This is a genomic window from Pseudomonas machongensis (genome assembly GCF_034961125.1).
Classification (GTDB): domain Bacteria; phylum Pseudomonadota; class Gammaproteobacteria; order Pseudomonadales; family Pseudomonadaceae; genus Aquipseudomonas; species Aquipseudomonas machongensis.
In genome coordinates, this window is the sequence record NZ_JAYFUI010000114.1 from 1 (window position 1) to 13,118 (window position 13,118).

The 13,118-nt window shown below is 63.8% G+C and carries 13 protein-coding genes and 1 pseudogene; 9 read left to right on the forward strand and 5 right to left on the reverse strand.

Annotated elements, in window-relative coordinates; genetic code table 11:
• The first annotated feature begins 123 nt into the window (after positions 1-123).
• Positions 124-1,653 (forward strand): SulP family inorganic anion transporter, encoded by a 1,530-nt coding sequence (locus VA602_RS12485; protein ID WP_323453346.1) that lies wholly within the window; start codon positions 124-126, stop codon positions 1,651-1,653.
• Positions 1,654-1,672: 19 nt separating this feature from the next.
• On the opposite strand, the gene VA602_RS12490 is transcribed toward VA602_RS12485, so the two are convergent.
• The 4 genes from VA602_RS12490 to VA602_RS12505 all read right to left on the reverse strand — a co-directional run bounded on the left by VA602_RS12490 (position 1,673) and on the right by VA602_RS12505 (position 5,733).
• A complete protein-coding gene (locus VA602_RS12490; RefSeq protein WP_323453347.1) occupies positions 1,673-3,250 on the reverse strand; it encodes a M48 family metallopeptidase in 1,578 nt (525 codons plus the stop codon).
• Positions 3,247-3,612, reverse strand: coding sequence for a hypothetical protein (locus VA602_RS12495; RefSeq protein ID WP_054893377.1), 366 nt, complete (start codon positions 3,610-3,612; stop codon positions 3,247-3,249). The genes VA602_RS12490 and VA602_RS12495 overlap by 4 nt, the downstream gene beginning before the upstream one ends.
• Before the next feature lie 33 nt (positions 3,613-3,645).
• A complete protein-coding gene (locus VA602_RS12500) occupies positions 3,646-4,986 on the reverse strand; it encodes a CHASE2 domain-containing protein (protein WP_323453348.1) in 1,341 nt (446 codons plus the stop codon).
• 111 nt (positions 4,987-5,097) lie between these two features.
• Positions 5,098-5,733, reverse strand: coding sequence for a hypothetical protein (locus VA602_RS12505; protein WP_054893375.1), 636 nt, complete (start codon positions 5,731-5,733; stop codon positions 5,098-5,100).
• A 382-nt stretch (positions 5,734-6,115) separates the two neighbouring features.
• Between VA602_RS12505 and coxB the strand changes: the two genes are divergently transcribed.
• From coxB to VA602_RS12525, 4 genes are read left to right on the forward strand one after another with little or no spacing between them, the layout of a single operon-like run.
• Positions 6,116-7,243 (forward strand): cytochrome c oxidase subunit II, encoded by a 1,128-nt coding sequence (gene coxB / locus VA602_RS12510; protein WP_323453349.1) that lies wholly within the window; start codon positions 6,116-6,118, stop codon positions 7,241-7,243.
• 43 nt (positions 7,244-7,286) lie between these two features.
• Positions 7,287-8,870 (forward strand): cytochrome c oxidase subunit I, encoded by a 1,584-nt coding sequence (gene ctaD / locus VA602_RS12515; RefSeq protein ID WP_112897050.1) that lies wholly within the window; start codon positions 7,287-7,289, stop codon positions 8,868-8,870.
• A 12-nt stretch (positions 8,871-8,882) separates the two neighbouring features.
• Positions 8,883-9,449, forward strand: coding sequence for a cytochrome c oxidase assembly protein (locus VA602_RS12520; RefSeq protein WP_063541984.1), 567 nt, complete (start codon positions 8,883-8,885; stop codon positions 9,447-9,449).
• A gap of 16 nt (positions 9,450-9,465) precedes the next feature.
• The gene (locus VA602_RS12525; RefSeq protein WP_054893371.1) at positions 9,466-10,353 is read left to right on the forward strand and encodes a cytochrome c oxidase subunit 3; all 888 of its coding nucleotides are present in this window, start codon (positions 9,466-9,468) and stop codon (positions 10,351-10,353) included.
• A 30-nt stretch (positions 10,354-10,383) separates the two neighbouring features.
• Here VA602_RS12525 and VA602_RS12530 read toward each other — a convergent pair whose 3' ends face one another.
• The gene (locus VA602_RS12530; protein ID WP_065864688.1) at positions 10,384-10,587 is read right to left on the reverse strand and encodes a twin transmembrane helix small protein; all 204 of its coding nucleotides are present in this window, start codon (positions 10,585-10,587) and stop codon (positions 10,384-10,386) included.
• Positions 10,588-10,650: 63 nt separating this feature from the next.
• Here VA602_RS12530 and VA602_RS12535 point away from each other — a divergent pair, with 63 nt between their 5' ends.
• From VA602_RS12535 to VA602_RS12550, 4 genes and pseudogenes are all read left to right on the forward strand, one after another.
• Entirely contained in the window at positions 10,651-11,394 is a 744-nt protein-coding gene (locus tag VA602_RS12535; RefSeq protein ID WP_323453352.1) for an SURF1 family protein, read from the forward strand.
• Entirely contained in the window at positions 11,360-11,944 is a 585-nt protein-coding gene (locus VA602_RS12540; protein ID WP_323453350.1) for a hypothetical protein, read from the forward strand. Before VA602_RS12535 ends, VA602_RS12540 begins: the two co-directional genes overlap by 35 nt.
• A gap of 9 nt (positions 11,945-11,953) precedes the next feature.
• A complete protein-coding gene (locus VA602_RS12545; protein WP_323453351.1) occupies positions 11,954-13,027 on the forward strand; it encodes a COX15/CtaA family protein in 1,074 nt (357 codons plus the stop codon).
• Positions 13,012-13,118, forward strand: a pseudogene (locus VA602_RS12550) (heme o synthase); the annotation flags it as partial. The gene VA602_RS12545 and the pseudogene VA602_RS12550, both read left to right, overlap by 16 nt.

The window sequence follows — 13,118 nt, forward strand, 5'->3', positions numbered from 1 at the left end:
TGCTGCCTTGAATTTCCCTGACCTACTTGCCGGCAATCCTGCTGGCGGCCCGCGCCTGCGCGCGATTCAGGGATCCCCGTGCCGTCGGCCAGTGGAATGGCCGTGAATCAGAAAAGGAGCGTTATGGTGAACATGACACAGATAAAAGCGGCCTTGCCGCGAGAGTTGCTGGCTTCGGTCGTGGTGTTCCTGGTGGCCCTGCCGCTGTGCATGGGCATCGCGATCGCCTCGGGCATGCCGCCCGCCAAAGGGCTGATCACCGGGATCATCGGTGGCGTCGTCGTGGGCTTTCTGGCCGGCTCGCCCCTGCAGGTGAGCGGCCCGGCCGCGGGCCTGGCGGTGTTGGTGTTCGAGCTGGTGCGCCAGCATGGCGTGGCCATGCTCGGGCCGATCCTGCTGCTGGCAGGCCTGTTGCAGTTGCTGGCCGGGCGGCTGCGCCTGGGCTGCTGGTTTCGCGTCACTGCACCGGCGGTGGTGTACGGCATGCTGGCCGGTATCGGCGTGCTGATCGTGCTGTCGCAGGTGCATGTCATGTTCGACAGCGCGCCACAGCCCTCGGGGGTCGAGAACCTGCTGGGCTTCCCCGCGACCCTGGCCTCGGCATTGCCGTTTGAAGCCGCCGGCAATGGCTGGCAGGCCGGCGCTTTGGGCCTGGGCACCATCGCGATGATGTGGGGCTGGGAACGCTGGCGCCCGCAGCGCCTGCGCTTCATCCCCGGTGCCTTGCTGGGCGTGGCGACGATGACCGCGATCAGCATCTGGCTGGCGCTGCCGGTCAACCGTGTGCAGGTGCCTGCGGACCTGTCGGAGGCGATTGACTGGATCCGTCCGGATGACCTGCTCAAACTGGCCGATCCAACCTTACTGGTGGCCGCCTTCGCCCTGGCCTTCATCGCCAGCGCCGAGACGCTGCTGTCGGCTGCGGCGGTGGATCGCATGCACAACGGCCAGCGTTCGGATTTCGACCGGGAGCTGTCGGCGCAAGGTATCGGCAACATGCTGTGCGGTGTGCTGGGGGCATTGCCGATGACTGGCGTGATCGTGCGCAGTTCGGCCAACGTTCAGGCCGGTGCAAAGACTCGCGCCTCGGCGATCCTGCATGGCCTGTGGTTGCTGGCGTTCGTGGTGGTGCTGAGCAGCGTGCTGCAGCAGATTCCGGTGGCAAGCCTGGCAGGCGTGCTGGTGTACACCGGTATCAAGCTGGTCGATTTCAAGGCCTTCCGCGGCCTCGGGCGCTATGGCCGGATGCCGATGTTCACCTACGCCGCCACGGCGCTGGCGATCATCTTCACCGACCTGCTGACCGGCGTGTTGCTGGGCTTTGCCCTGACCTTGCTCAAGCTGGCGTTCAAGGCGGCGCGCCTCAAGATCAACCTGGTCGAGCTGCCGCGCCAGGGGCACATGGAGCTGCGCCTGAGCGGTGCGGCCACCTTCCTCAAGGTGCCTGCCCTGACCCAGGTGCTGGAAAGCGTGCCTGCCGGGACGCATCTGCATGTACCGCTGGCGAACCTGAGCTACATCGACCATTCGGTGCTGGAGCTGCTCGAGGACTGGGGGCGCGCGAGCCGCGCCGCCGGCTCACGTCTGTCCATCGAGCAGCGCGGGCTCAAGCGGCGTATCGAGGGCCGCTTGCGACGCAGCGCGCAGGTCTGAGGCATCGTGTGCCCAAGTCTCAGGCCGACTTGGGCACCAGCTTGCGGCAGCCTTCTTTACGGCTGGGGTACTGCTCGCATTTGCGCAGTACCTGCTTTACCTGGTCATCGGCCTGGAGTTGACGATTGGCCAGCAGCTTCTCGGTGATGAACAACTCCTCCGAGCCCAGGTTCTGTTCGGCCTTGTCGATCATCCCTAGCGCTGCCTGCGGATCGCGGTTGCGCAGGTGATGACCGATGATCAAGTCATAGACCATCGGGCTTGCCAGCGACCAGTCCTGGATGCCCTGCAGGTCGGCGAGGGCCGCGCGGCCGTTGCCCTGCGCCGAATGCACGGCGAAAGCCGCACGCCGGATGCCTGGCTGGTTACCGACAGGAGACGCCAGCGCACGGCTGACGAAGGCCTCGGCTTCGCGGGTCTTCTTCTGCTCCAGTGCAGCGGTGGCTGCGTAGGCGTCCCGGTAAGCCTGCAGCGAACGCTGCACCGTCGCCGAATCGCGCACCTGCGGCCAGGTGCGACGGTTTACCCGCGCCTGGGTCTGTTGCTGGTATTCGCGTTCCAGATACTGGCGCAGCTCTTCGTCTCGCTGGATCGGCGACATGTGCGAGCGGGTCAGGTACTGGCCGGTGGCGTTCAATGCCGTGCCCAAGCCCTGGTTGAGCAGGGTCTGCAGTTCCTGGGTGGTGCGGTTGAGGTCGAGCTTTTTCAGCGAGTCGGTCATCGCCGTCTGGCGCTCTTGCAGGAAGCTTGCGAGCAAAGGCTTCTGCTTGCCCTGGAAGTCTTCCAGGCGTTGCAGGCTGACGCTCGAAGCCCGCGGCGCGTAGCCGGCGCGGATCATCAGGTCGGCGCCGAGCAGGTCGGCCTGGTCTTCCTGGGTGCGGCCCCAGGCGGTGCTCCAGACATTGTCCGAGAAGCTGTTGGCCAGCGAGGTGTAGAGCACGGTATTGCCGATGGCCTTCTGCGTACCCACCGGGTCCTTGCTGAACAGCGCGCCGGTCTGCTTGTTGCGTCCGGTATTCTTTGCCACGGTTGCGATCACCACCGTGGTGGTGATGTTGGTGAGCAACTGTTTCTGCTCCTGGAACGCTGCGCGACGATCATGATGGCGCAGCAGCACATGGCTCATCTCGTGGCCGAGCATGGCCGCGATTTCATCCTCGCTCTCGACGTTGTCGAGCATGCCCAGCGGCACGAACAGGTTGCCGTAGGGGTCGGCCGAGGGGCCGAAGGCGTAGCTGTCGACGATGCGTACCTGCAGGTTCGGTGCCTGCCCCGGCCAGCCTTTGGCCAGGCGGTTGACGATACCTTGCAGGTAGCTTTCCAGGGCCGGGATGCGCACCAGGTTCTGCTGGCGGATCTCGTCGGCGGGAATCGCCCGGCCGTCGAAGCTCAAGCGCAGTTGCTGGGTTTTCTGTGGGTCGAGCCGATAATACGAACGCACGTCCTGATGATCGACATAACGCCCGTCCAGCCGCGACTGGGTCGAGGGGCCGACCAGGTTCTGCAAGGCGTCGTTGGCCCCGTTGAGCGTGTTGCAGCCGCCAAGCATTGCCAGCGACAGGGCGGCAGCGACGCCCTTGAGCTTGCCCGCACTCATTTCTTGCACCCGGCGCCGTAGCCGATGGTCGAGTTGTTCTGGTGGTCGTCGGAATAGCCGCTTTGCAGGGTCTGGCAGGGGAACTTGACGATGTTCAACGGCGGATTTACCCGTACCGCCATGGTGTCCATCCAGACGTTGCCCTCGGGCAGGCCTACCTGGATGATGTCCAGCTCCTTGTTGTACTGCAGCACCTTGGGCGCTTTTGGCAGGCTGCTGCTGTCGACCTGGCGCAGCGATTTACCCTGGTCGTCCAGCACTGCCACCGACTTGCGCAGCCAGGCTTCGACTACCGGCTCGGGGGTGGCCATCACGCTCTGGCTGACCAGCAGCGACAGCAGCAATAGGGAGCTCTTGATCATCTCTGGGGTCCTTTGATAGAGAAATTCCGGGTGTCAGGCCCTGTTGGCGAACAGGGCCTGGATCCTTGCGCTGAACAACGTGAGCGACAACAGCAACAGGCCGAGCACGTTGGCCGGCGTGTAGTTGTAGTGCCAAAGCCCGCAACTGAGCAGGACGATGGCGGCGAGTACCAGGGCCCAGGCAGCCAGTGGCCGCAGCCTTGGGCGACGCCGTTGGATGAACAGCGCGCGGGTGAACAGCGGGGCGTCCAGGCTGCCCTTGAGCAGGGTGATGCCGCCCAGCAGGAGCAGTTCGAGGATATCCAGTACATCGACGGAGCCTGCCGGAATGCCGAGGTCGGCGAGGCTGGGCGTGGCCCGGTAGTAGTTCATGCCCCAGTTGATCAGGTTGTCCAGGGCCATGGCATGCCAGTAGACGCCGGGAATCTTGCCGTGCAGCGCAGATTGGGTGAGGTCGCCGGTGCCAGCGATCTGCGCGCCGACCAGGACCAGCTTCCCGCGCAGCAGTGATTCGAGCAGCTTGCGGTCGTCCGGGTCGGTGACCTCAAGGTCGGTAGGCGACAGCGTCAGGGTGTACGCGCAGGTCGCCCGTGCCTGTTTGCCCAGCTTCCAGAACACCGCCTGCTTCAGTTGCTCGAACAATCCCGGAATATCGCAGGTGCTGACATCGGCGACCTTTTCCTGCTCGGGCGAGCGGTACACGCCCCATTGCACGGTCATCGGAGCAAGCTCGGCAGCGCTGGCAGGGTCTGCGGGCAGGTCTGTGCATGCCTGGTGGCGGCAATAGTCGCGGTAGAGCCGCAGGGCCGGAGTTTCCAGCGTGCCCAAGGGCGTCTTCACGGCGAGCGGGTACTGGTTGCCGAAGTCGCTCCAGCTCACCAGCGCAGGTGCACTGACCTCGGCCAGGCGCGGCAGGGTGTTGACCGCGCCTTCGCTTGCCCGCGGCAGGCCGGTATCGGCCACGTACAGCGGGATATCCTGCTGGCGATAGCGTTCGAACACGTTGGCCAGCAGCTGGCTTTCCATGCGCGGGGGCTGCCCGGGGATTTCACGCGAGTGGTCGTGGCTGTAGAGCAGGTCGACGAACACCGCCGCCGGCTCATAGGCCAGCAGGCGTTTGAACAGCTTGCTCTGCTCGTTGTACGGCAGCGGCCAGTAGGTGTCGTTGCGCAGCAGGTAGTCATCGTCGATCAAGACCACCACGACCTGTTGCTGGCCCTTGTCGGCGTAGGTAGCTGCCAACAGGCGGTTGAGCCAGCGCGACGAGGCATCGTCGGTCGAGCTGGCGATACCGAAGGGGTCGAGCAACGCGATCAGTACGACTGAAAGGCCGAACAGCGCCTGGCGCAGGGAAAAAAGGGAGGGCTTCAGCATCCATGCCTCAAACAAGGGGTTGAGGCATTTTGCCACTATTGGCGAACGATCCGAAAGCGCCCGCAACCATCGAGGGGCGCATTGTGCCCCGTCAATGATCGAATCGTCGTGTTACAGCGCCAGTTCCACGCTCAATTGGCGTGACAGGCACGGCCAGCGCTTCCAGGCTGCGCCGGTCTCGGGGCTGCTGAGGGTGTTGCGATAGGCTTCGACCGACTCCACGGCAAAGCTTTCGTCATCGAGCATTTCTTCGACCGAGTGATGCACCACTTCATCCAGCTGGTTGGCGAAGTCCTCGCCGATCAACTGGTGGGCGATGAGGTTGGCCACGGTGGTGTCCACCGGAATCAGCGGCTGCTGGAAGTGGCGGATATACAGGTCGTTGACCTCCTCGACCAGACGATGGGCCAGATAGGCTTCATCGAGGAGGCAATCCAGGCCCACGTGTCCCTGCATCACCTCCGGGGGCTGCAGGAAATAGGCTTCGGCGATTTTCAGCACCGGCTTGATCTGCGACTCGATGCCGGCCTCGCGGGCGACGGCGTTGGCCGCTTCGAGCAATTCCGGAACCTGGTCGATGTAGGCCCGGACGAAGCGCGTCAAGGTACCCTGGGCGTCCTGCGGGGGCAGTTGGATCGAAGGATGCAGGTGAGGCAGTTGTTGTTCGAGGCGTTGCTTCAGTTGGCCTGTGCGGCTCTCATGTTGATGGGCGTGTTCGATCTGCTCGCGTACAGCTGCGATGTTCATGACAACTCCAGGGACAAGGCGTTACAAACGGAAGACACTAAGTTAGCTCGGCTGCGTAGATTGCTAAGACGCATTTGTTATAACAACAAGGCACTTGTTCCGCTGGGTTATATCAATGTGCCACTATTGTGCCCCGAACGCTCTGGAATAATCCTTTCAGCAATTTCAGCCAGTGCGTGAAGCTGTTTTCACATCACGCGTTGCGTGCCATTGGCCGCTGTCTATACTCCGCTTGAACGTGATTCGTTGATGAGGCCCGACTGCCGTTTGCAGGGGGCTCGGTCGTCGAAGCCAGGCAGTCTTGACCCCCGTTCCCCCCCTTATGTCGTAGAAAACGTCGTCCATGCCTCCGGGACTACAAGAACGATAAGGGGAACCCGCAATGATGCGACATCCACATGTCTGGATGGGCCTCCTGTTGTGGACGGTGTTCGGTCAGGCACACGCTGCCTGGACCGTGAACATGTCTCCGGGGGCGACGGAAGTCTCCCACGCCGTGTTCGACCTGCACATGACCATCTTCTGGATCTGCGTGGTCATCGGCGTCGTGGTGTTCGGCGCGATGTTCTGGTCGATGGTCATCCACCGCCGTTCCACCGGGCAGCAGCCTGCGCATTTCCACGAGCACACCTGGGTCGAGATCATGTGGACGGTCGTCCCGTTCCTCATCCTCGTCGCCATGGCCATCCCGGCCACCAAGACCCTGATCGACATCTACGACGCCAGCGAGTCGGACATCGATATCCAGGTCACCGGCTACCAGTGGAAATGGCACTACAAGTACCTGGGCCAGGACGTCGAATTCTTCAGCAACCTCGCCACCCCTTCCGATCAGATCCGCAACCAGGCGCCCAAGGACGAGCATTACCTGCTCGAGGTCGATCAGCCGCTGGTGCTGCCGGTCGGGGCCAAGGTGCGTTTCCTGGTGACCGCCGCCGACGTCATCCATTCCTGGTGGGTGCCGGCCTTTGCGGTCAAGCGTGACGCCATTCCCGGCTTCGTCAACGAAGCCTGGACGCGCATCGAGAAGCCGGGCATCTACCGCGGCCAGTGCACCGAGCTGTGCGGCAAGGACCACGGCTTCATGCCCGTGGTGGTCGAAGTGAAGTCCAAGGCCGACTACGACACCTGGCTCGGCGAGCGCAAGGCCGAAGCGGCCAAGCTCAAGGAGCTGACCAGCAAGGAGTGGACGCTCGAAGAGCTGGTCGAGCGCGGCGACAAGGTCTACCACACCACCTGCGTGGCCTGTCACCAGGCCGAAGGCCAGGGCTTGCCGCCGATGTTCCCGGCGCTCAAGGGCTCGAAGATCGCCACCGGGCCCAAGGAAGCCCACCTGGGCATCGTCTTCCATGGCAAGCCCGGCACCGCCATGGCGGCGTTTGGCAAGCAACTGTCGGAGGTCGATATCGCCGCGGTGGTCACCTACGAACGCAACGCCTGGGGCAACAACAAGGGTGACATGGTCACGCCGAAGGACGTGCTGGCGCTCAAGCAGGCGGACGCGCAATGAACCGGGTTAGCCGTGGCAATCAGCGGATTGCAGGAGACAGGACATGAGTGCAGTGATCGACGAGCACGGCCATGACCATGCGCATGGTCCGGCCAAGGGCCTGATGCGCTGGGTACTGACCACCAACCACAAGGACATCGGCACGATGTACCTGTGGTTCAGCTTCGCCATGTTCCTGCTTGGCGGCTCGTTCGCCATGGTGATCCGCGCCGAGCTGTTCCAGCCGGGCCTGCAGATCGTGGAGCCGGCGTTCTTCAACCAGATGACCACCATGCACGGGCTGATCATGGTGTTCGGCGCGGTGATGCCGGCGTTCGTCGGCCTGGCCAACTGGATGATTCCGCTGATGATCGGCGCTCCGGACATGGCCCTGCCACGGATGAACAACTTCAGCTTCTGGCTGCTGCCGGCGGCCTTCCTGCTGCTGGTCTCGACCCTGTTCAGCCCCGGCGGCGGGCCGAACTTCGGTTGGACCTTCTATGCGCCGCTGTCGACCACCTATGCGCCGGCCAGCGTGACCTTCTTCATCTTCGCCATCCACCTGATGGGTATCAGTTCGATCATGGGCGCGATCAACGTCATCGCCACCATCCTCAACCTGCGCGCCCCGGGCATGACCCTGATGAAGATGCCGCTGTTCGTCTGGACCTGGCTGATCACCGCCTTCCTGCTGATCGCGGTGATGCCGGTGCTGGCCGGCGTGGTCACGATGATGCTGATGGACATCCACTTCGGCACCAGCTTCTTCAGCGCGGCGGGTGGCGGCGATCCGGTGCTGTTCCAGCACGTGTTCTGGTTCTTCGGCCATCCGGAGGTGTACATCATGATCTTGCCGGCCTTCGGCGCGGTCAGCTCGATCATCCCGGCGTTCTCGCGCAAGCCGCTGTTCGGCTACACCTCGATGGTCTATGCCACCGGCGCGATCGCCTTCCTGTCGTTCATCGTCTGGGCACACCACATGTTCGTGGTCGGCATCCCGGTGGTGGGCGAACTGTTCTTCATGTACGCGACCATGCTGATCGCCGTGCCCACCGGGGTGAAGGTGTTCAACTGGGTCAGCACCATGTGGCAGGGCGCGATGACCTTCGAGGCGCCGATGCTGTTCGCCATCGCCTTCGTCATCCTGTTCACCATCGGCGGCTTCTCCGGGTTGATGCTGGCTATCGCCCCGGCGGACTTCCAGTACCACGACACCTATTTCGTGGTCGCCCACTTCCACTACGTGCTGGTGCCCGGCGCGATCTTCGGGATCTTCGCTTCGGCCTACTACTGGCTGCCGAAATGGACCGGGCACATGTACGACGAAACCCTGGCCAAGCTGCATTTCTGGCTGTCGTTCGTGGGCATGAACCTGGCCTTCTTCCCCATGCATTTCGTTGGGCTGGCCGGGATGCCGCGACGGATTCCGGACTACAACCTGCAGTTCGCCGACTTCAACATGATCTCCTCCATCGGTGCGTTCATGTTCGGCGCCACGCAGATCTTCTTCCTGTTCATCGTCATCAAGTGCATCCGCGGCGGCGAGCCGGCTCCGGCCAAGCCCTGGGATGGCGCCGACGGGCTGGAGTGGTCGGTGCCTTCGCCCGCGCCCTACCACACCTTCCAGACCCCGCCGGAAGTGAAATAGGAGGCTGACGCGATGACTGGCCTGTCGCTCAAACGCCTGGTGCTGCGCCTGTTGATGCTGACGGTGGTGATGTTCGCCTTCGGCTTTGCCCTGGTGCCGATCTACGACGTGATGTGCAAGGCCTTTGGTATCAACGGCAAGACGGGCGGGCAGTACGAGGGCAGCCAGGTCAGCGACCCCTCGCGCACGGTGCGGGTGCAGTTCATGTCGACCAACGCCAGCGACATGGTCTGGGACTTCTACTCCACCGCTGACCAGCTCGAGGTGAATCCGGGTGCGGTGAATCAGATGGTGTTCGTCGCGCACAACCCGACCGACCGGCCGATGAGTGCGCAGGCCGTTCCTAGCATCACCCCGGCCGAAGCGGCCGCGTATTTCCACAAGACCGAGTGCTTCTGTTTCACCCAGCAGGTGCTGCAGCCCGGCGAGCGCATCGAGATGCCGGTGCGCTTCATCGTCGACCGCGACCTGCCGGGCAATGTGAAGCACCTGACCCTGGCCTACACCTTGTTCGACATCACTGCGCGTCACCCGCCGGTCGCCCATGCCGCGGTACAGGACGTTCAGGGCGCCCGCTGAGGGAAGGAGAACAGCAATGGCAAGTCATGAGCACTACTACGTTCCGGCGCAGAGCAAGTGGCCGATCATCGCCACTATCGGGCTGTTCATCACGGTGTTCGGCCTGGGTACCTGGTTCAACGACCTCAAGGCCGGACATCCGGAATCCCACGGGCCGCTGATCTTCTTCGTCGGTGCGCTGTTTCTGGCCTACATGTTGTTCGGCTGGTTCGGTGCGGTGGTCAAGGAGAGCCACGCCGGGCTGTACAGCGCGCAGATGGACCGCTCGTTCCGCTGGGGCATGAGCTGGTTCATCTTCTCGGAGGTGATGTTCTTCATGGCCTTCTTCGGGGCGCTGTTCTATGTGCGGGTGCTGGCCGGACCCTGGATCGGCGGCGAAGGTGCCAAGGGCGTGACGCACATGCTGTGGCCCAGCTTCGAGTTCGTCTGGCCGTTGCTGCACACGCCCGATCCGAAGCTGTTCCCGCCGCCCAAGGACATCATCAACCCCTGGCACCTGCCGCTGATCAACACCCTCCTGCTGGTCAGCTCCAGCGTCACCATCACCATCGCCCACCATGCCCTGCGCAAGGGCCATCGCGGTGCGCTGAAACTGTGGCTGGGGCTGACCATCCTGCTGGGGCTATCGTTCCTGGCTCTGCAGGCCTACGAATACTACGAGGCCTACGTGCACCTTGGCCTGACCCTGGGCTCGGGAATCTACGGTGCGACCTTCTTCATGCTCACCGGTTTTCATGGTGCGCACGTCACGCTCGGCACCTTGATCCTGATCGTGATGTTCGTGCGCGTGCTGCGCGGGCATTTCAATCCGGACAAGCATTTCGGGTTCGAGGCGGCCAGCTGGTACTGGCACTTCGTGGATGTGGTGTGGGTGGGGTTGTTCATCTTTGTGTATGTGCTTTAGCCGCAAGGTGGGCCCTGTGGGTGGGGTAATTCAGAACGGCGCGTGCGAAACCAGCTGCCCGCTGATGAAACCCCAGGCCACCAGGCCGACGGTGAGGGCGGCCAGGATCACGCGCACGGTCAAGGCCTTGAGCAAGCGGGTCGACTGGTCATCGTCCTTGACCAGGAACACCAGGCCACTGAACAGGCTGGCGATAGTGGCCAACAGCATCAGGACAATCGCGGCCTTGAGCATGGCGAAACTCCGGGGGGATGCAGTGATGTGGACAAGTATAGCGATCGACAGGGCGAGGCCGCGGTGAGGCCATTTCGCCCAGGGCTGGTCCCGACCCTGGTGGTGTTCGCGCTGCTGCCGGGGCTGATCGCGCTTGGCTGCTGGCAACTGCGCCGGGCCGAAGAAAAGCGCCAACTGCTCGACAGCTACGCCGAGCGGCGCATCGAGGCGCCGGTGGCCGTGGCGCAGCTTGTGCAACTGCCTGACCCGGCCTTCTACCGCGTGCGCCTGTTCGGTCAGTTCGACCCCGAGCACAGCCTGCTGCTGGACAACCGCCTGCGCGACGGGCAGGCCGGTGTCGAGCTGCTGCAACCCTTCCACGACCAGGCCAGTGGCCAGTGGTTGCTGGTCAATCGCGGCTGGTTGCCCTGGCCGGACCGCCGCGTGCCTGTGCGTTTCGACACCCCGGCCCAGCACCTGGCGTTGCAGGCCACGGTCTATGTGCCGCCAGGCAGCAGCTTTCAGCTGCACCCCGACCCGCCTGGCGGCCAGTGGCCGCATCTGCTGACCGCTGTCGATCCCGCGCAACTCTGGCAGCAACTGGCGCGCGAAGGCTTCGCCCATGAACTGCGCCTGGAACCAGGCCCTGCCAGCTATCGGCTGGATTGGCCGGTCGTTGCCATGGGCCCGGAAAAACACCTCGGCTATGCCGTGCAGTGGTTCGCCCTGAGCACGGCGCTGGTGCTGCTGTACCTGTATTTCGGCTGGCACAACGACAACAAGGAGAAACGCCATGGCCGCCGCCACGAGTCCACTGGACGTGCCTGAAGGGCGCAAGTCCCGCACCCGCGGGCGCTTGCAACTGATCCTGATCCTGCTGGTGACCCTCGGTCCGATGATCCTCGCCACCAGCATGTACAAGCTCAACTTCTGGGTGCCGGAGGGACGCAGCTACCATGGCGTGATGATCGGCAATGGCCAAAGCCGCGCCGATATCGGCATCCAGGCTCAGGACGAGCGCTGGCAACTGCTGGTCAGCACGCCCGATGCCTGCACCGAGGACTGCCAGCAACTGGTCTACCTCGCCCGACAGATCCAGGTCGGCCTTGGCCGCGATGCCAGCCGCGCCAGCCATGCGCTGGCAATCGCGACGCCCGTGATTGGCGACTACCAGGCGCTGCTCGAGCGCGAGTATCCGCAACTGCAGCGCTATCCGCTGGATGCCGACCGCTATCGCACAAAGGTCGTCGAGCCCGGCGCGCAACTGTGGATCGTCGATCCCCACGGCAACCTGGTGCTGCGCTACGACGCCAAGGTCAAGGGCAAGCATGTGCTCGACGACCTGCGCCACCTGCTCAAGCTGTCCAACATCGGCTAGGAGGCCAGCATGGCCAGACCCGGTTACCGACTCGCTGTGTTCGCCACCCTGCTGGCACTGGTCGTCGTGCTGCTCGGCGCCTACACGCGCCTGACTCACGCCGGCCTCGGCTGCCCCGACTGGCCCGGCTGCTATGGCTTCATCGGCGTGCCCAAGACCGATGCGCAACTGGCCCATGCCGAGTTGCACTTCCCCGAGCATCCAGTGGAAGAAGCCAAGGGCTGGGCGGAAATGGTGCATCGTTATTTTGCCGGCACCCTGGCGCTGGTCATCGCTTGGCTGGCGATAGGTGCGGTACGTCGTCATGGCCGCGACGGTGGCCCCTACCGGTTGCCGGTGCTGCTGCTGGCCGTGGTGCTGGCACAGGCAGCGTTCGGCATGTGGACGGTGACCCTCAAACTCTGGCCGCAGGTGGTCACGGCGCACCTACTCGGAGGCTTCACCACCCTGAGCTTGCTGTTCCTGTTATCCCTGCGTCTATCCCGGGCCTTTGCGCCACCGCCCAAGCTGCCGTTGAGTCTGCGTCGGGTAGCTGCGCTGGCACTGCTGGTGGTGATTGGGCAGATCGCCCTGGGCGGGTGGGTGAGTGCCAACTACGCGGCAGTCGCCTGCATCGACTTGCCGACCTGCCATGGTCAATGGTGGCCTGCGGCAGACTTCAGCAACGGTTTCCATCTCACCCAGCACGTCGGCCCCAACTACCTGGGTGGGCAGCTCGACAGTGATGCGCGTACGGCCATCCATATCAGCCATCGCCTGGGTGCATTGATGGTCGTGGCAGTGCTGTTGATGCTGAGCTGGAAGCTGCACCGCACTGGCCTGTCCGGCCTGGCCCGGCTGGTGCTTGCTGCCCTGGCGCTGCAGGTGGGGTTGGGGATCAGCAACGTGCTGCTGCACCTGCCGCTGGGGGTGGCTGTGGCGCACAACGCCGGGGGCGCCCTGCTGCTGCTGGCCATGGTGCTGGTGAACTACCGCATTCGGGTGGTCGACAAGGTGCGTGTCGGCCTGGGCTGGCGCCTGCGGCCGATCACGTCTGGCGGCGTTTCCCATCATCTGAGGAACGACACGTGGCGACAGTTCTGAGCCAAGGGCGGCAGCGCGCTGGCTGGCGCGACTACCTGGAGCTGACCAAGCCCAAGGTGGTGGTGCTGATGCTGATCACCTCGCTGGTCGG